The organism is Inmirania thermothiophila (assembly GCF_003751635.1).
GTDB lineage: Bacteria > Pseudomonadota > Gammaproteobacteria > DSM-100275 > DSM-100275 > Inmirania > Inmirania thermothiophila.
Genome location: NZ_RJVI01000002.1, coordinates 754,240 through 771,513 on the forward strand (window position 1 = coordinate 754,240; position 17,274 = coordinate 771,513).

The following is a 17,274-nucleotide window of genomic DNA, read 5'->3' on the forward strand; positions in this document are numbered from 1 at the left end:
ATCGAAGCGGCCTGCAGGCGAGAACCCGCACCGATGCCGCGAAAGCTGCTGCGCCGCTACCTGCCCGCCGACGAGGCGCTGCGGGCGCACCCGCACCTGCGCGTCCTCGGCGCACGCCTGCACGACCCCAACCTCTGGCACCTCAACCGCCGCTCGGTGGCGGGCGGCCTCGCGGTGGGCCTCTTCGTGGCCTTCCTGCCCATCGTCGGCCAGATGCCGCTGGCCGCGCTCGTGGCCCTGCTGCTGCGGGTGAACCTGCCCATCGCCGTGGTCGGCGTGTGGCTGACCAACCCCCTCACCATGGGCCCGATCTTCCTCTTCGCCTACCACGTGGGGGCGGCGATCCTGGGCACCCACGAGGCGGCGGTCCCCTTCGAGGTCTCGTTCCGGTGGCTCGGCAGCGAGCTCGGCGCCGTCTGGCGCCCACTCCTGCTCGGCTGTCTGATCTGCGGCACGGTGAGCTCGGCCGCCGGCTACGCCGGCGCCCGCATCCTCTGGCGCCTGCACGTGTTGCGGGCCTGGCGCGGCCGGCGCCGACCGGTCGGCTGAGCGCCGCCGCCCTTCCCCGCCGGGCCTTCCCGTGGTAGGCTCGCGGCCCCATCGCGCCCGGGCCGCGCGCCCGCAGCACCCGCACCCGACATCCCAGGGAGCCGCTCCCCATGGAGACCCTCGAACGGCTGTTCCAGATCCGCGCCCGGGGCAGCAGCGTGGGCACCGAGATCCGGGCCGGGGTGACCACCTTCCTCACCATGGCCTACATCCTCTTCGTCAACCCCCAGATCCTCTCCGCCACCGGGATGCCGGCGGCGGACGTGGCCGCGGCGACGGCGCTGGCCTCCGCCCTGGCGACGCTGGTGATGGGGCTCTGGGCCAACTTCCCCTTCGCCCTCGCGCCGGGCATGGGCCTCAACGCCTACTTCACCTTCGGCGTGGTCCAGGGCATGGGGGTGCCGTGGCCGGTGGCCCTCACCGCGGTCTTCGTCGAGGGCCTGCTCTTCATGCTGCTCGCGGCCTCGGGGGCGCGCGCGCGGGTCATCGACGCCATCCCGCGCGAGATCAAGATCGCCACCATGACCGGCATCGGGCTCTTCCTCGCCATCATCGGGTTCGAGAACGCGGGCCTCACCGTGGACCACCCGGCGACCCTGGTCACCCTCGGCGATCTCCACCAGCCGAAGGTGCTCCTCGCCCTCGCCGGGGTCCTCCTCATGGGGGCGCTGCTGGCCCGCGGGGTGCGCGGCGCCGTCCTCATCGGCATCGTCGTCCTCACCCTCGCGGCCTGGGCGGCCGGGCTCGCGCCGGCGCCGCAGCGCCTCGTCGCCCCGCCGGCGCTGCCGCGCGAGACGCTGCTCGCCATGGACCTCTCGCAGGTCTTCCGCGCGAGCCTGCTCCCGGTGATCCTGGCCTTCCTCTTCGTCGACTTCTTCGACACCGCGGGCACGCTGCTCGGGGTCGGGCGCCTGGGCGGCTTCCTCGACCGCGAGGGCCGGCTGCCCGGCGCCGGCCGCGCCTTCTTCGCCGACGCCGCCGGCACCACCGTCGGGGCGCTCCTCGGCACCAGTACGGTCACCACCTACATCGAGTCGGCGACCGGGGTCGAGGAGGGCGGACGCACGGGCCTGACCGCGGTGGTGGTGGCGCTGCTCTTCCTCGCCGCCCTCTTCCTGACGCCGCTGTTCACGGCGGTGCCCGCGCTCGCCACCGCCCCGGCGCTGATCGTGGTCGGCGCCCTCATGATGCGCGGCGCGGCCGAGCTCGACTGGACGCGGATGGAGCAGGCGGTGCCCGCGTTCCTCACCATCGTCGCCATGCCCTTCACCTACTCCATCGCCACCGGCATCACCGCCGGCGTGGTCTCTTGGGTGGCGGTCCAGCTCCTCGCCGGACGCGCCCGCACGATCCACCCCGTGATGGGGACGCTGGCCGCCGCGCTGGTGCTCTACCACGCCCTCGCGGGAGGGGCCTGAGGATGGACGGCGGGGATCCGGCGGAGCTTGCGCGGCGCTGCCGCGCCCTCATCCGCGACATCCCGGATTTCCCGAAGCCCGGCATCGTCTTCCGCGACATCACGCCGCTGCTGGGATCGGGGCCGGTCTTCGGCGAGGTCGTCGACGCCCTCGCCGCGATCTGCCGGCGCGCGGGCTGGCGGCCGGACGCGGTGGTCTGCCCCGAGGCCCGGGGCTTCCTCTTCGGCGCACCCCTGGCCTACCGCCTCGGCGTCGGCCTGGTGCCGGTGCGCAAGCCCGACAAGCTGCCCCACGAGACGCGCCGCATCGAGTACCAGCTCGAGTACGGCAGCGACGCCGTGGAGATCCACGCCGACGCCCTGACGCCGGGCCGCAGCGTCGTCCTCGTCGACGACCTCATCGCCACCGGCGGCACCCTCGGCGCCTGCGCCACCCTGCTCACCGAGCACGGGGTGGAGGTCCTGGGGGCGCTGTGCCTGGTGGAGCTCGACGGGCTCGGCGGACGCGGGCGTCTCGCCCCGGTGCCGCTGCACAGCATCGTGCACTACCCGTCCTGACCGCACAGGAGCGATCCGACCATGGCCGTGCACGTCGTCGACCATCCCCTGGTGCGCCACAAGCTGGGCCTGATGCGCGCCGCCGACATCAGCACCAAGAGCTTCCGCGAGCTGGCCTCCGAGGTGGCCTGCCTGCTCACCTACGAGGCCACCAAGGACATGCCCATGGAGCGCCGCACGGTGCAGGGCTGGGCGGGGCCGGTGGCGGTGGAGCGGATCAAGGGCAAGAAGGTCACCGTGGTGCCGGTGCTGCGGGCCGGGCTCGGCATGATGCAGGGCGTGCTCGAGCTCATCCCCAGCGCCAAGGTGAGCGTCGTCGGCATGTACCGCAACGAGGAGACCCTCGAGCCGGTGCAGTACTACTTCAAGACCGCGCGCCACCTGGAGGACCGCCTCGCCCTGGTGCTCGACCCCATGCTCGCCACCGGCGGCACCGTGGTGGCCACCATCGACCTCCTCAAGGAGGCCGGATGCCAGACCATCCGCGGGCTGTTCCTGGTCGCCGCCCCGGAGGGGATCGAACGCGTCGAGCGCGCCCATCCCGACGTCGACATCTACGTCGCCGCCGTCGACGAGCGCCTCAACGACGCCGGCTACATCCTGCCGGGGCTGGGCGACGCCGGGGACAAGATCTTCGGCACCAAGTGAGCAGCCGCGACGACCGACGACCACGACACGCGCAGGGGAGGTCCGCGATGCCCGCCGAACGCCACGACGATCCCACCGCCTACCGCCTGCGCCCGCGCGAGGCCATCGTGGGGGCGCAGATGCTCTTCGTCGCCTTCGGGGCGCTGGTGCTGGTGCCCCTGCTCACCGGCCTCGACCCCAACGTGGCGCTCTTCACCGCCGGCGCCGGGACCCTGCTCTTCCAGCTCGTCACCGGCGGCCAGGTGCCGGTCTTCCTCGCCTCCTCCTTCGCCTTCATCGCCCCCATCCTCCACGGCACCAAGACCTGGGGCATCCCGGCCACGCTGTCGGGTCTCGCCGCCGCGGGCCTGGTCTACGTGCTGCTCTCGGCGCTGGTGCGCTGGCGCGGGGTGGCAGTGCTGCACCGGCTGCTGCCGCCGGTGGTGACCGGACCCGTGATCATGGTCATCGGCCTGGTGCTGGCGCCGGTGGCGGTCCACCTGGCCATGGGCCGCAGCGGCGACGGGAGCCAGGTCCTGGTGCCGCAGGGCAAGGCGCTGGCCGTCGCCGCGGTGGCGCTCGCGGTCACTGTGGCCGTGGCCCTGCGCGGGCGCGGCATGCTGCGCCTGGTGCCGATCCTGTGCGGCGTCGGCGCAGGCTACGTCGCCGCCCTCGCCGCCGGCCTCGTGGACTTCACCCCCCTGCGCGAGGCGCCCTGGTTCGCGCTCCCCCGCTTCGTCGCCCCGGAATGGAATTGGCAGGCGGTGCTCTACATCCTCCCCGTGGCCATCGCGCCCGCCATCGAGCACTTCGGCGACGTCCTCGCCATCGGCTCCATCACCGGCCGCGACTACCTCGCCCGCCCCGGCGTGCACCGCACCCTGCTCGGCGACGGGCTCGCCACCTCGCTCGCCGCCCTCCTCGGCGGCCCCCCCAACACCACCTATTCGGAGGTCTCGGGGGCGGTGGCCCTGACCCGCGCCTTCAACCCGGCGATCATGACCTGGGCGGCGCTCTTCGCCATCCTCTTCTCCTTCGTCGCCAAGATCGGGGCCTTCCTCTCCACCATCCCGACCCCGGTCATGGGCGGGATCCTGATCCTGCTCTTCGGCGCCATCGCGGTGGTGGGGCTCAACACCCTGGTGCGCTCGGGCGAGGACCTCACCGAGCCGCGCAACCTCGCCATCGTCGCCATCATGCTGGTGGCGGGCATCGGGGGACTGAGCCTCGGCGGGGCGGCCTTCTCCGTCTCCGGCATCGGGCTGGCCGGGCTGCTGGGCGTGGTCCTCAACCTGGTGCTGCCGCGGTCGCGCCCGTGAGTTCGCGCAGGACGCCGTCCACCAGCTCGTGGACCCGGTCCATGCGCGCGGCGAGGCGCGGCTCGTGGGTGACCACCACCAGCGCCGTGCCGTAGGCGCGGTTGAGCGCCAGCATCAGCTCGAAGACCTGCTCGGCGTTGCGCCGGTCGAGGTTGCCGGTGGGCTCGTCGGCGAGGAGGCAGCGCGGCCGGGTGACCAGCGCCCGGGCCACCGCGGTGCGCTGGCGCTCGCCCCCCGAGAGCTCGGCCGGACGGTGGTCCATGCGCGCCGCAAGCCCCACCTCCTCGAGCAGGCGGGCGGCCTCGCGCCGCGCCCGCCGCGGCGGCTCGCCGCGGATGAGCAGCGGCATGGCGACGTTCTCCAGCGCCGTGAACTCCGGCAGCAGATGGTGGAACTGGTAGACGAAGCCGAGATGGCGGTTGCGCCAGCGACCGAGCTCCGCCTCGCCGAGGGCGGCGAGCGCCCGCCCGGCCACCTCCACCGTCCCCGCCGTGGGGCGGTCGAGCCCCCCGAGCAGGTGCAGCAGCGTGCTCTTGCCCGAGCCCGAGGCGCCCACCACCGCGACCCGCTCCCCGGCGCGCACCGTCAGATCCACCCCGCGCAGGACCTCGGTGCGCAGCGCCCCCTCCACATAGGTGTGGCGCAGGCCGCGGCAGGCGAGCACCGCCTCACTCATGGCGCAGGGCCTGCGCCGGGCGCACGCGGGCGGCGCGCCAGGCCGGATAGAGCGTGGCCAGGAGGCTGAGCGCGAAGGCCACCCCGCCGATCCGCACCACGTCGCCGGCGCGCAGCTCCGAGGGCAGCTCCGAGATGTAGTAGACGTCGGCGGGCAGGAACTGCACGCCCAGGGCCCGCTCCACCGCCGGCACCAGGGTCTCCACGTTGAGGGCGAGGGCGACCCCGCCGGCGATGCCGAGGGCGGTGCCGACGGCCCCGATGAGCGCCCCCTGGATCACGAACACGGCCAGGATGCTCGCCGGCGACGCCCCCAGGGTGCGCAGGATGGCGATCTGGCTCGCCTTGTCGGTGACCACCATGACCAGGGTGGAGACGATGTTGAAGGCCGCCACCGCCACGATCAGGGTCAGGATCACGAACATCACCCGCTTCTCCGTGCGCACGGCGCGGAAGAAGTTGGCGTGCTCACGCGTCCAGTCGCTGACGAGGTAGGCCCCGGGCAGGGCACGGGCGATGTCGCGCACCACCCGCGGGGCCTCGAACAGGTCGTGCAGGCGAAGCCGCACGCCGGTCACCGCATCCCCCAGCCGCAGCAGCCGGCGCGCATCGTCGATGTGGATCAGGGCGAGGCCGCGGTCGTACTCGTACATGCCGACGCCGAAGAGCCCCACCACGGTGAAGCGGCGCAGGCGCGGCAGGAAGCCGGCCGCGGTCACCTGCACCTGCGGCACCACCACCGTGACCTTGTCCCCCGGCGCCACCCCCAGCGCCGCCGCGAGCTCGCGCCCGAGCACGATCCCCCACCCCCCCGGGACCAGATCCGCCAGCGTCCCCGCGGCCATGTGCCGCGCCACCTCGGAGACCCGCGGCTCGAGCGCCGGATCGATCCCCCGCACGATGGCCCCGGCCACCGCCTGCCCCGAGCTCAGCATCGCCTCCACGCGCACGAAGGGCGCCGCCCCCGCCACCCGTGGGTCCGCCGCGGCATGCTCGAGCACCTGCGGCCAGTCCGCGAGCGGCGCCCCGTAGCCGCGGATGGTGGCGTGCGCGGTCATGGCGAGGATGCGCGCGCGCAGCTCGCGCTCGAAGCCGTTCATCACCGAGAGCACCGTGATGAGCGCGGTGATGCCCAGCGCGATGCCGGCGATGGAGGTCAGCGAGATGAAGGAGATGAAGCCGTTGCGCCGACGCGAGCGGGTATAGCGCAGGCCGATCCAGAGCTCGACGGGGCGGAACATGGCGCGTATTAAACCACAGCCGCGGCATCCGCAGGGCTCAGGCCGCGCGCACGGGCAGGGCGGTGACGAGGCGGATCTCGCGCAGGCCCACCTCCGCCCGGTAGGCGACGAGCTCCACCCCGGCCGCGGCGGCCTCGGCCGCCGCCCGCGCGTAGTCGGGGTCGATGGCGGCCGCCGGCGCCACCGCCTCGGCGTCGGCGCGCTGCACGCAGTAGACGAGCAGCGCCCGCGCCCCCTCGGCGCGGGCGCGGGCGAGCTCGCGCAGGTGGCGCCGCCCGCGCGCCGTGGGCGCGTCGGGAAAGAGGGCGAGGCGCCCCTCCACGAGGGTGACGTTCTTCACCTCCACCAGGCAGCGCCGGCCCGCGGCGTCGACGCAGGCGAGATCGGCGCGGCTGCCCTCGCGCCCGTAGCGCACCTGCGCGCGCAGCGCCCGCGCCCCGGCCAGCTCCGCCACCGTCCCGCGCTCGATCGCCTCGCCCACCAGCGCCTCGGCCCGCCCGGTGTGGATCCCCACCAGCACCCCGCCGGCCGCCTCCACCAGCTCCCAGGTGTGGCGACAGCGGCGGCGCGGGCCCGCGGCCTCGCTCAGCCAGACGCGGCTGCCCGGATCGCAGCAGCCGGCGAGCGCCCCCGTGTTGGGCGTGTGCGCCGTGACCACGCCGCCGTCGGCGAGGCGGACGTCGGCGAGGAACCGCTGGTAGCGGCGCAGGAGGCGCCCCTCGATGAGCGGCGGCAGACGCATGGTCCCACCATGGCGCAAAAAAGAGGGGGCGTCCATGCCCCCTGGGAGCGGAGGGGTGATGCTTGCACCCTCAGCCGAAGATGTCGCGCGTGATGTTGTTGAACCAGCTATGGGCGTAGGCCACCTCACGGCGCCGATGCTCCGGGGTGGCGTCCATGGGCGTCAGCCCGCCTGCGCCCTTCACTCCCTCGATCTCGTTCTTCTCGCGGTTGTAGCGGTAGACCGCGGCCACCGAGATGCCCCAGTCGGGCCCGACGATGGAGTAGCAGGTGTTGACGTAGGACGGCTCCGGAGGGGCCTGGTCGTTGAGCAGGGCGACCACGGCGGCGGCGCAGACCTTGGCCTGCGAGTTGGCGGCGTAGCCCGACTTGGGCATCGCCGCCGCCACGCTGGCGTCTCCCAGGATGTGGACCCCGGGGTGGATGGAGGACTCGAAGGTCTGCTTGTTCACCGGGCACCAGTCGCCATCGGTGAGGCCCGCCGCGTGGGCGATGGCACCGGCCTTCTGCGCTGGGATGACGTTGAGGACATCCCCCTTGACGGCGTCGCCGAACTTGGTGACCACCGTGCGCGTGGCCGCGTCCACCCGCTCGATGCCGTAGTCGGTCTTCTCGCCGCTCACCCAGTCGATCATGCTGTTGTCGGTGCCGTAGCCGTAGAGGGCCTTCCAGCCCTGCATGAAGAGCCCCTGCTTGGAGAACTTGGCCTTGGCATCGAGAATGATGATCTTGGAGCGCGGCTTGTGCCGCTTGAGGTAGGCGGCGATGAGGCTCGCCCGCTCGTAGGGCCCCGGCGGGCAGCGGAAGGGATTGGGCGGCGGGCAGATGACCACCGTCCCGCCGTCCGGCATCGCCTCGAGCTGCTTGCGCAGGGTCGCCGTCTGCGGCCCGGCCTTCCAGGCGTGGGGAATGGTCCCGGCAACCTGCTCGTCGTAGCCCTCGATGGTCTCCCACTTGAAGTCGATCCCGGGGGCGACCACCAAGCGGTCGTAGCCGAGGGTCTTGCCGCCCGCAAGGTGCACCTTCCGCGCATCCGCGTCGATGGCGGTCACGGTGTCGTGCACCACCTTCACCCCCTTCTTGCGGAGGCCATCGTAGCCGAAGCGGATGCGCTCGAGGTCGCGGAACCCGCCGAGCACCTCGTTGCTCATGAAGCAGGTGTGGTAGACGCGGTTGCGCTCCACCAGCGTAACCTCGATGGAGGGGTCGAGGCGGCGCATATAGTGGGCGACGGTGGCCCCGCCCGGCCCGCCGCCGACGATCACCACCTTCTTCTCCCCCTTGGCGACGGCCGGCGCCGTCACCACGCCGGTGAGGGCGGCCACGCCGAGGGCCCCCCCGGTCTTCAGGAAGTCGCGTCGCGTGATCTGGCTCATCTCCTCCTCCCTCACTTCTGGCCGGCGTAGTAGTGGATCAGGGCCTCGAGGTCCTCATCGCTGAGGTCCTTCATCTTCGCCCGCATCTTCTTGGGCATGGCGCGGTCGCCGCTGCGGAAGTCCGCGATGGCGAACTCCAGATAGGTCTTCCACTGGCCGGCCAGGATGCCCGCACCGTCGCCGACACGACCGCCCTCCTCGTGGCACTTCTCGCAGTTGTCCTTGTGCAGGCGCTCGCCCTTGCGCGCAAGCTCCCCGTCCACCTTCTGGCGGTGGCCGACGAACTTCTTCGAGGCGAAGTGATCGGCCATGGCCAGAATCTCCTGGTCGCTGTAGCCCCGCGCGATGCGCGCCATCACGGTCGAGGTGCGGGGCAGGGTCTCGATGTCGCCGGGATCGACGCCGAGCGCCTTGGCCGCCTGCTCGATCTTCTCCTCATCCCCTCCGTACTTGTAGGCGAGCATGGCGCTCAGGAAATACGTCTTCGAGATCCCGGCGATGGTGGGGGTGGCCGGACCGTTGCTCACCCCGTCCGTGCCGTGACAGCCGGCGCAGGTATCGGCGAGCATTCGCCCGCTAGGGGCCGCGAACGCCCCCGACGCGAGGAGCACGCCCCCGGCGAGGGCGAGCAGCTTCTTTCGGTCCACGGTCTTCATGGCTCCTCCTCTTCCTGGTTCCTGGTTGTCGTTCGGTCCTTGTGGTCTTGACGACCCTTGGCAACGGGGTCAGCACATCCATGCATGGTCCGTGCCAGTACGGCCCTCCACCGCCCCTGCCTCGACCACCCCGCATTCCTCGGGGCAAGCAAGGCGACCCTCGGGTATGACGGGACCATGGCTGTCATGACAATCGTCGTGACATGCGCGCCCTCGGTCAGGTCGCGGCTTCTTCCTCCCCGCCCTGTTCATCGGGCTCGTCGCGCTCGGGCAGCCGGTGGACGACGCCGCGGTGGCAGTGGATGCAGGTCTTGCCCCTCTCCTGCGCCGTCTCATGCTTGCGCCGCGCCTGGCGGTCCTGCTCCCCGAGGTCCATGCCGTCCCACTGGTGGCAGCTGCGGCAGGTGGCGGAGTCCGTGCGCTCCATGAACCACCAGACCCGCTCCGCCATCTCCAGGCGGTGGGCCCGGAACTTCTCCGGCGTGTCGATCTTGCCCGTGAGGGTGAACCAGACGTCCTTGGCGGCACGGATCTTGGCCGCCAGCTTCGGCACGAAGGCTTGCGGGACGTGGCAGTCCGGGCACTCGGCGCGCACCCCCGAAGGGTTGCGGTAGTGGAGCGACTCCTTGTACTCCTCGTACGGCGTGCGCATCTCGTGGCATGAGATGCAGAAGGCCATGCTGTTGGTGCCTTCGACGAGGGGATAGTAGACCGCGCCGTAGACCGCACCCACCGCAACCAGGGTCAGCACCGACGGCACCACCCAGGGACGGAGTTTCCAGCGGCGGAAGAAGATGTTCATGGCGACTCCCGACTCCTCCTGACCCAATCGGCCGGAGCCGGAAGCAAGATCCGTACCCGCGGGTGCGGAAGGCCTCAGTCGCCGTCCGCGCGCATCCGCCGCAGGTACCGGTAAAGGGTGCGCTCGCTGATCCCGAGTTCCGCCGCGGCGCGCCCGCGATGTCCCTCGGCACGCTGAAGCGCCTCCCGGATCCGTTCAGGCCCGGGGCTGCGCATCCTGCGCAGCCGGCCCTTGCCTTGCGGCTCGGGATCAGGCTTGTGCGTGGGCTCTTCCGGGAACACGACGTGCTCGGGTTCGATGGGACCGTCGCCCGCCAGCACCACCGCCCGCTCCACGATGTTGCGCAGCTCCCGCACGTTGCCGGGGTAGGGATAGGACATGAGCCGCTCCACCACCCCCTCGGCCAGGGGCAGGAAGCGCCCGCCTCCTTCCATCCTTCGCAGGAAATGCTCCGCCAGCGCCGGCACGTCCTCGAGGTGCTCGCGCAGGGCCGGCACGCGGACGGGGAAGGCCGCGAGGCGGTAATAGAGGTCAGCGCGGAAGCGACCGCTGCGGACCCACGAGACGAGGTCGCGATGGGTGGCCACCACCACCCGCACATCGACGCGCCGGTAGTGGGTGGAGCCGACGCGCCGCACCGCCCCCACTTCCAGGGCCCGAAGCAGGCGGGCCTGAAGCTCCATGGGGAGCTCGCCCACCTCGTCGATGAAGAGGGTGCCGCCGTGGGCTGCCTCGAAGAGCCCCTTGCGGCTCGTGCTGGCCCCCGTGAAGGCGCCCTTCTCGTGGCCGAAGAGCTCGCTCTCGATGAGGTTGGGGCTGAGCGTGCTGCAGTCCACCACCACGAAGGGCCCGCCCGCCCGCGACGACTGGTGATGCAGGTAGCGCGCGGCCTGCTCCTTGCCGACCCCGCTCTCGCCCGTGAGCAGCACCGTCACCTGGGCCTGGGCCACCCGCCGCAACAGGGCAAGGACCTCCAGCATCGGCTGCGAACGCCCCACCAGCAGCTCGGCCGCATCGTCCGGATCGGCCAGCGGCCGGATGCGTTCGCCCACGAACGCCACCTCGCCCCCCTCGACGATGGGCGTGACCACAAGCTCCACCCGCTCGGCGCGCCCGCCGCGATCGAAGTGCACGTGCAGGACCTGGGCTGGCCGGCCGGTGGCCATCGACGTCTCCAGCGGGCAGATCTCGCCGTTGCGGCTGCAGGGGACCTGAGAGCGGTGCGAGATCTCGTGGCAGCGCCGCCCCTCCACCTCGCCCGCGGCCACCCCGTAGCGGCGCAGATAGGCCTGGTTCGCAGCGACGATGCGGTAGTCGCGGTCGATGACCACGAAGGGTTCGGGGAGGAGGTCGAGCACCTGCCGGCAGCTCGGCTGCCTCAGGGCGGAAGGCATCTTCGCGCTCCCTCTCCATCCCGCCTCGTCATGACGATGTCATGACCATGGGGCTGACACAACATCCATTCCGGGGTAGGGCGCGGTGTCACCCGGCATCTGCGCCGTGCCGCGGCCGCCACCGGCAGGCGCCCCCCATGTGTGGCAGCGGCTCGGCGCCCGGTGCTATAGTCCCGGTGCGCAGGAGGGAGGTGCAGGATGAAGGGGTTGCGCACGCAGGCGGCGGTCCTCGCCCTGCTCGCGACGATCGCCGCGGCGCCCGCCAGGGCGGCCACGCTGCTCATCGAGGCCATCGCCCAGGAGCCGCCCAACAGCCCCGAGGGGCTGCCGCGACCGACCCGCGGCATGACCATGGACGAGGTCCAGGCCCGCTTCGGCGTGCCGCAGGTGAAGATGCCGCCGGTGGGCGACCCCCCCATCACGCGCTGGGTCTATCCGCGCTACACGGTCTACTTCGAGGGCCGCTACGTCATCGACACCGTGATCCACCGCTGACCGGTGCGCCTGCTTCCCGCCGAGTGGGCGCCGCAGGACGGCGTCCTCCTCACCTGGCCCCACGAGGGCACCGACTGGGCCGACGACCTCGGCGCGGTGGAGACCTGCTACGCCGAGATCGCCGCCGCCGTGGCCGAGCGCGAGCGGGTGGTGGTGGTCTGCCGCGACGAGGCGCACCGGGCCGAGGTGGCCTCGCGGCTGAGGCACCTGCCGCCGCGGCGGCTGCTGCTCGCGACCGCCCCCAGCGACGACACCTGGGCCCGCGACCACGGGCCGCTGGTGGCGCTGGAGGACGGCCGCCCCGTGGTGGTGGACTTCCGCTTCGACGGCTGGGGCGGCAAGTACCCCGCGGCGCGCGACGACGCCATCACCGCCCGCCTGCACGAGGCCGGCCTCTTCGGGGAGGCGCCGCGGGAGCCGGTGCCGCTGGTGCTGGAGGGTGGGGCCGTCGACAGCGACGGCGCCGGCACGCTGCTCGCCGCCGCCCGCTGCGTCCTCGACCCGCGGCGCAATCCCGGCATCACCCGCGCCGCCATGGAGGAGGCGCTGCACCGCCACCTCGGGGTGCGGCGCATCCTCTGGGTGGAGGCGGGCGCGCTGGCCGGCGACGACACCGACGGCCACATCGACACCCTCGCCCGCTTCTGCTCCCCCGCCGACATCGCCTACGTCGCCCCGCCCCCTCCGGGGCACCGCGACCGCGACACCCTGCGCGGGCTCGAGGCGGCGCTGCGCGCCCTGCGCCGCGCCGACGGCAGCCCCTACCGCCTCCACCCGCTGCCGCCCCCGCCGCCGCTGGAGGAGGACGGGCGCCCGCTGCCGGCAAGTCACGCCAACTTCCTCGTCATCAACGGCGCCGTGCTCCTGCCCACCTACGGCAGCCCGGCCGACGAGACGGCGGCCGAGCGCCTGCGCGCCCTCTTTCCGGGGCGCCAGATCGTGGGCATCGACTGCCGCGCCCTGGTGCGCCAGAACGGCAGCCTCCACTGCGTCACCATGCAGCTTCCGGCGGGCAGCCTCGCCGGCGCCGGATGATGCGATAATGCCGCCTCCCCAGAGGCGAGGACCCATGAGCCAGGACACGCTCCCCATCGCGCTGGTGCAGCAGCGCTGCGACGGCGCCCCCGAGGCGAACCTCGCGCGCAGCCTCGACGGCATCGCCGAGGCGGCGCGCGCCGGCGCCGCCCTGGTGGTGCTGCCGGAGCTGCACCGCACGCCCTACTTCTGCCAGCGCGAGGACGTGGCCGCCTTCGATCTCGCCGAGCCGGTGCCCGGCCCCACCACGGAGCGGCTCGCCGAGGCCGCCCGCACCCACGGCGTGGTGGTGGTCGCCTCGGTCTTCGAGCGCCGCGCGCCGGGGCTGTGCCACAACACCGCCGTGGTCCTCGATCGCGACGGCCGCATCGCGGGGCGCTACCGCAAGATGCACATCCCGGACGACCCGGGCTACCATGAGAAGTTCTACTTCACCCCCGGCGACCTCGGCTTCCGTCCCGTGGACACGGCGGTGGGCCGCCTCGGCGTGCTGGTGTGCTGGGACCAGTGGTACCCGGAGGCGGCGCGGCTGATGGCCCTCGCCGGCGCCGAGCTCCTCCTCTACCCCACCGCCATCGGCTTCGACCCCGCCGAGCCCGCCGACGAGCAGGCGCGCCAGCTCGAGGCCTGGCGCACCGTGCAGCGCGGCCACGCGGTGGCCAACGGCCTGCCCCTCGCCGCCTGCAACCGCACCGGCTTCGAGCCCGCCCCCGACGGCGCGGGCGGGATCCGCTTCTGGGGCGCCAGCTTCGTCTGCGGCCCGCAGGGGGAGTGGCTCGCCAGCGCCGGCGAGGAGGAGACGGTGCTCCTCGCCGAGATCGACCGCGGCCGCACCGAGGCCGTGCGCCGCATCTGGCCCTTCCTGCGCGACCGCCGCATCGACGCCTACGCCGGGCTGGCCCGGCGCTACCTGGACGAGCCGCAGCCATGATCCTGATCCTCGAGCCCAACACCGACCACGCGGGGCCGGCGTTCCGCGCGCTCATGGAGCACCTGGCGGCGCTGCCCGGCATCGAGGCGCGGGTCCACGACGTGGTCGGCGCCCAGCAGGTCCTGACCGAGATCTACCTCATCGGCGACACCCACGCGCTGGACGCCGAGGAGATGGCCAGCCTGCCCTGTGTGGAGCGCGTCATCCGCGTCTCCGAGGCCTACCGCATCCTCGGCCGCCACCGCGACGCCGCGCGCATCCACGGCTTCGAGTACAACGGCGTGCGCTTCGACCAGGACGGGCTGCAGGTCTTCCCGGGCCTGTGCGCCGTGGACACGCGCGAGCACGTGGAGCAGATGATGCGGGCCCTCGCCGAGCACGGCGTGGTCTGCACCCGCATGGGGGCGTACAAGCCGCGCACCAGCCCCTACGCCTTCCAGGGCCACGGCAAGGCCTGCCTGCCCTGGGTCTTCGAGCTCGCCGGCAAGTACGGCATCCGCGTCGTCGCCATGGAGGTGACCCACGAGAGCCAGGTGGACGAGATCCGCGAGGCCCTGCGCCGCGCCGGCGAGCCCACCGGGGTCATGCTCCAGATCGGCACCCGCAACACGCAGAACTTCGAGCTGCTCAAGATCGTCGGCCGCCAGAACGACTTCCCGGTGCTGCTCAAGCGCGGCTTCGGCATCACCCTGGAGGAGTCCCTCAACGCCGCCGAGTACCTCGCCAGCGAGGGCAACCACCGCATCGTCTTCTGCCTGCGCGGGGTCAAGACCCACCTCGGCGACCCCCACCGCAACCTCGTCGACTTCGCCCACGTGCCGGTGGTCAAGCGCCTGACGCGCATGCCGGTCTGCATCGACCCCTCCCACTCCGTGGGCGGCCGCCAGGCCTCGCCCGACGGGCTGCTCGACATCTTCCACGCCACCGCCCAGGGGGTGATCGCGGGCGCCAACATGATCCTGGTGGACTTCCACCCCGACCCCGCCAAGGCCCTCGTGGACGGCCCGCAGGCCCTGCGCCTCGACGAGCTCGGCCACTTCCTCGACGACGTCGCCATCGTCCGCGAGGCCTACGAGGCCCGGCGCCGCCGCGCCGGTGAGGCCGGCACGCCCGCGGTGGCCGGGCAGGGCTGAGGGGGCGGCCTTGCCGCGGGCGCTGGAGCGGGCCTGCATCGACGCCTTCCCGCAGCTTGCGGCGGTGGAGCCGCGCTCGCGCGACGTGCTCCTCGCCGCGGCCCGGCGCGTGCGCCTGCCGGCCGGCACCGTGGTCTTCCGCGAGGGCGAGGGCTGCCGTAGCTACCTGCTGGTGCTCGACGGCACGGTGCGCGTGCAGAAGGTCTCGGAGAGCGGGCGCGAGATCGTCCTCTACCGCGTCGAGCGGGGCGAGGGCTGCGTCCTCACCACCACCTGCCTGCTCGCGAGCTCCCGCTACCCCGCCGAGGGCGTGGCCGAGACCGAGGTGGACGCGGTGGCGGTGCCGGTGCACGAGTTCCACCGCGTGCTCGCCGAGTCCGCGCGCTTCCGCGAGCTGGTCTTCGCGGTCTACGCCCGGCGCGTCACCGAGCTCATCCTCCTCGTGGAGGAGGTGGCCTTCGGGCGCATGGACCGCCGCCTCGCCCACCGCCTCCTGGAGCTGGCCGCGGGCGGGGCCCGCATCGAGGCCACCCACCAGGCGCTCGCCGCCGAGCTCGGCACCGCCCGCGAGGTGGTCAGCCGCCTGCTCAAGGAGTTCGAGCGCCACGGCTGGGTGGCCCTCGGCCGCGGCTGGGTGGAGGTGCGGGACCCCGAGGCCCTGCGGCGCGCGGCCGCGGGCGGGCTTGTGTGACTTTGTTACTGCGCAGACCTTGAAGAGCTGCTGAACTGTCCGCAGCTTGCACCCACCGATGGACAACGCCAGAGGAGGCCTGCCATGAGCAAGAACGTCGGCACCATCGACAAGGTCATCCGCATCGTCCTCGGCCTGGTCCTGATCGGGCTCGCGCTGTTCGGCCCCAAGACGCCCTGGGGCTGGATCGGCGTCATCCCGCTGGTGACCGGCCTGATCGGCTTCTGCCCGCTCTACAGCCTGCTCGGCATCAAGACCACCGGCGAGGCCAAGGCCTGAACCGGACCCCGGGCCGGGGCAGGAAGGCCCGCCGCGCGGCGGGCCTTTCTTCGTCGGCGGCGTCGGCCGCCCTCAGCCTGCACCCTCGCGCAGACGGCGCAGGTAGCGGTAGAGGGTGCGCTCGCTGACGCCGAGGTAGGCGGCGGCGCGGCCGCGGTGCCCGCCGGCGCGCGCAAGGGCGGCGAGCACCGCCTCGCGGCCCACGGTCCCGCCCGCGGGGCGGCCGCGGCGGCGCAGCGGCTGCACCGCCTGCGGCTCGGCGGGAAAGACCACGTGCCGGGGCCGCAGCGGCCCGTCGCCGGCGAGCACCACCGCGCGCTCGACGATGTGGCGCAGCTCGCGCACGTTGCCGGGGTAGTGGTACGACATGAGCCGCTCGAGCACCTCCGGCGCCAGCGGCAGGTGGCGGCCGCCCCCGTCCATGGCGGCGACGAAGTGCTCGGCCAGCGCCGGGACGTCGTCGATGTGTTCCCGGAGGGCCGGCATCTCCACCGGGAAGGCGCCGAGGCGGTAGTAGAGGTCGGCGCGCAGACGGCCGCGCTCGACGCAGGCGACGAGGTCGCGCCGCGTCGCCGCCACCACCCGCACATCCGCCCGCCCCCCCTCCAGGGCGCGCAGGAGCCGCGCCTGCGCGCCCGGGGGCAGTTCCGCCACCTCGTCGATGAAGAGGGTCCCGCCGCGCGCCGCCTCCAGCAGCCCGCCGCGGCCCGGCGCCGGATCGCCGGCGAGCGCCTCCTCGATCCCGGCCGGGCCGAGGGCGGCGCAGTCGGCCACCACGAAGGGGCCGTCGGCGCGGCGGGAGTGATGGTGGAGGTAGCGCGCGGCCTGCTCCTTGCCGGTCCCGCCCTCGCCCGAGAGCAGCACCGCGGCCTCGCTGCGCGCCGCCCGCTGCAGCAGCGCCAGCACCCGCAGCATGGACGGCGAGCGCCCGACCAGCAGCTCGCCCGCCACCGCCCGCTCGCTCAGCGGCCGGATGCGCTCGCCGAAGAAGCGCACGCAGCCGCCGTCGAGGATCGGCATGACCTCGAGCTCCACCCGGTCGGCCCGCCCGTCGGCGTCGTAGTGGACGTGCAGCGCCTGGGCCGGGCCGCGGCTCGCCAGCGCCATCTCCAGCGGACAGACCTCGCCGTGGCGGCTGCAGGGCACCGGCGAGCGGTGCGAGACCTCGTGGCAGCGCCGCCCCTCCACCTCGCCCCGGCGCAGGCCGTAGCGGCGCCGGTAGGCGCGGTTCGCGGCGACGATGCGGTAGTCGCGGTCGATGACCACGAAGGGCTCCGGCAGCAGGTCGATGACCTGCTGGCAGGTGGGGCGGTCGAGGTGCTCCGGAGCCCCCATGGCGGCTCCTCCCCCGCGGG

19 protein-coding genes are annotated in these 17,274 nt (G+C 73.2%); 11 read left to right on the plus strand and 8 right to left on the minus strand.

All coding sequences use genetic code 11. The annotated features are described in order from the left end of the window. The first annotated feature begins 33 nt into the window (after positions 1–33). From EDC57_RS09235 to EDC57_RS09255, 5 genes are all read left to right on the plus strand, one after another. A complete protein-coding gene (locus tag EDC57_RS09235; RefSeq protein ID WP_123401568.1) occupies positions 34–549 on the plus strand; it encodes a DUF2062 domain-containing protein in 516 nt (171 codons plus the stop codon). 110 nt (positions 550–659) lie between these two features. Continuing rightward, positions 660–1,967 (plus strand): NCS2 family permease, encoded by a 1,308-nt coding sequence (locus EDC57_RS09240; RefSeq protein WP_123401569.1) that lies wholly within the window; start codon positions 660–662, stop codon positions 1,965–1,967. A 2-nt stretch (positions 1,968–1,969) separates the two neighbouring features. Next, on the plus strand, positions 1,970–2,524 hold the full coding sequence (locus EDC57_RS09245) for an adenine phosphoribosyltransferase (protein ID WP_123401570.1): 555 nt from the start codon (positions 1,970–1,972) through the stop codon (positions 2,522–2,524). A 21-nt stretch (positions 2,525–2,545) separates the two neighbouring features. Further along, positions 2,546–3,172: a uracil phosphoribosyltransferase gene (gene upp, locus EDC57_RS09250; protein WP_123401571.1), complete on the plus strand. Its 627-nt coding sequence runs from the start codon at positions 2,546–2,548 to the stop codon at positions 3,170–3,172. Positions 3,173–3,219: 47 nt separating this feature from the next. After that, the gene (locus EDC57_RS09255; RefSeq protein WP_123401572.1) at positions 3,220–4,470 is read left to right on the plus strand and encodes a uracil-xanthine permease family protein; all 1,251 of its coding nucleotides are present in this window, start codon (positions 3,220–3,222) and stop codon (positions 4,468–4,470) included. Here the strand turns inward: EDC57_RS09255 and lolD are convergent. From lolD to EDC57_RS09290, 7 genes are all read right to left on the minus strand, one after another. Further along, positions 4,439–5,146: a lipoprotein-releasing ABC transporter ATP-binding protein LolD gene (gene lolD, locus EDC57_RS09260; protein ID WP_123401573.1), complete on the minus strand. Its 708-nt coding sequence runs from the start codon at positions 5,144–5,146 to the stop codon at positions 4,439–4,441. The genes EDC57_RS09255 and lolD overlap by 32 nt on opposite strands. After that, positions 5,139–6,386, minus strand: coding sequence for a lipoprotein-releasing ABC transporter permease subunit (locus tag EDC57_RS09265; protein WP_123401574.1), 1,248 nt, complete (start codon positions 6,384–6,386; stop codon positions 5,139–5,141). Before EDC57_RS09265 ends, lolD begins: the two co-directional genes overlap by 8 nt. Positions 6,387–6,423: 37 nt before the next feature. After that, positions 6,424–7,128 carry a DNA/RNA nuclease SfsA gene (gene sfsA, locus EDC57_RS09270; RefSeq protein WP_123401575.1) on the minus strand — a complete coding sequence of 235 codons (705 nt, stop codon included), beginning with the start codon at positions 7,126–7,128 and terminating at the stop codon, positions 6,424–6,426. A gap of 70 nt (positions 7,129–7,198) precedes the next feature. Then, complete coding sequence (locus EDC57_RS09275) at positions 7,199–8,503, minus strand: FCSD flavin-binding domain-containing protein (protein ID WP_123401576.1); 1,305 nt, start codon at positions 8,501–8,503, stop codon at positions 7,199–7,201. Positions 8,504–8,514: 11 nt separating this feature from the next. Beyond that, positions 8,515–9,159 carry a c-type cytochrome gene (locus EDC57_RS09280; RefSeq protein ID WP_123401577.1) on the minus strand — a complete coding sequence of 215 codons (645 nt, stop codon included), beginning with the start codon at positions 9,157–9,159 and terminating at the stop codon, positions 8,515–8,517. Positions 9,160–9,376: 217 nt separating this feature from the next. Continuing rightward, on the minus strand, positions 9,377–9,961 hold the full coding sequence (locus tag EDC57_RS09285; protein WP_123401578.1) for a NapC/NirT family cytochrome c: 585 nt from the start codon (positions 9,959–9,961) through the stop codon (positions 9,377–9,379). A gap of 74 nt (positions 9,962–10,035) precedes the next feature. Then, entirely contained in the window at positions 10,036–11,355 is a 1,320-nt protein-coding gene (locus EDC57_RS09290; RefSeq protein WP_123401579.1) for a sigma-54 interaction domain-containing protein, read from the minus strand. A gap of 198 nt (positions 11,356–11,553) precedes the next feature. On the opposite strand from EDC57_RS09290, the gene EDC57_RS09295 reads away from it, so the two are divergent. From EDC57_RS09295 to EDC57_RS09320, 6 genes are all read left to right on the plus strand, one after another. Continuing rightward, entirely contained in the window at positions 11,554–11,850 is a 297-nt protein-coding gene (locus tag EDC57_RS09295) for a hypothetical protein (RefSeq protein ID WP_211331948.1), read from the plus strand. A gap of 3 nt (positions 11,851–11,853) precedes the next feature. Beyond that, positions 11,854–12,885, plus strand: coding sequence for an agmatine deiminase family protein (locus EDC57_RS09300; protein ID WP_123401580.1), 1,032 nt, complete (start codon positions 11,854–11,856; stop codon positions 12,883–12,885). A 34-nt stretch (positions 12,886–12,919) separates the two neighbouring features. Beyond that, the gene (locus EDC57_RS09305; protein ID WP_123401581.1) at positions 12,920–13,816 is read left to right on the plus strand and encodes a carbon-nitrogen hydrolase; all 897 of its coding nucleotides are present in this window, start codon (positions 12,920–12,922) and stop codon (positions 13,814–13,816) included. Further along, on the plus strand, positions 13,813–14,949 hold the full coding sequence (locus EDC57_RS09310) for a 3-deoxy-7-phosphoheptulonate synthase (protein ID WP_123401582.1): 1,137 nt from the start codon (positions 13,813–13,815) through the stop codon (positions 14,947–14,949). The genes EDC57_RS09305 and EDC57_RS09310 overlap by 4 nt, the downstream gene beginning before the upstream one ends. A gap of 10 nt (positions 14,950–14,959) precedes the next feature. After that, the gene (locus EDC57_RS09315) at positions 14,960–15,640 is read left to right on the plus strand and encodes a Crp/Fnr family transcriptional regulator (protein WP_245995210.1); all 681 of its coding nucleotides are present in this window, start codon (positions 14,960–14,962) and stop codon (positions 15,638–15,640) included. An 84-nt stretch (positions 15,641–15,724) separates the two neighbouring features. Further along, the gene (locus EDC57_RS09320) at positions 15,725–15,919 is read left to right on the plus strand and encodes a YgaP family membrane protein (RefSeq protein WP_123401583.1); all 195 of its coding nucleotides are present in this window, start codon (positions 15,725–15,727) and stop codon (positions 15,917–15,919) included. A 72-nt stretch (positions 15,920–15,991) separates the two neighbouring features. On the opposite strand, the gene EDC57_RS09325 is transcribed toward EDC57_RS09320, so the two are convergent. Then, a complete protein-coding gene (locus tag EDC57_RS09325) occupies positions 15,992–17,254 on the minus strand; it encodes a sigma 54-interacting transcriptional regulator (protein WP_170165093.1) in 1,263 nt (420 codons plus the stop codon). Positions 17,255–17,274 lie beyond the last annotated feature (20 nt).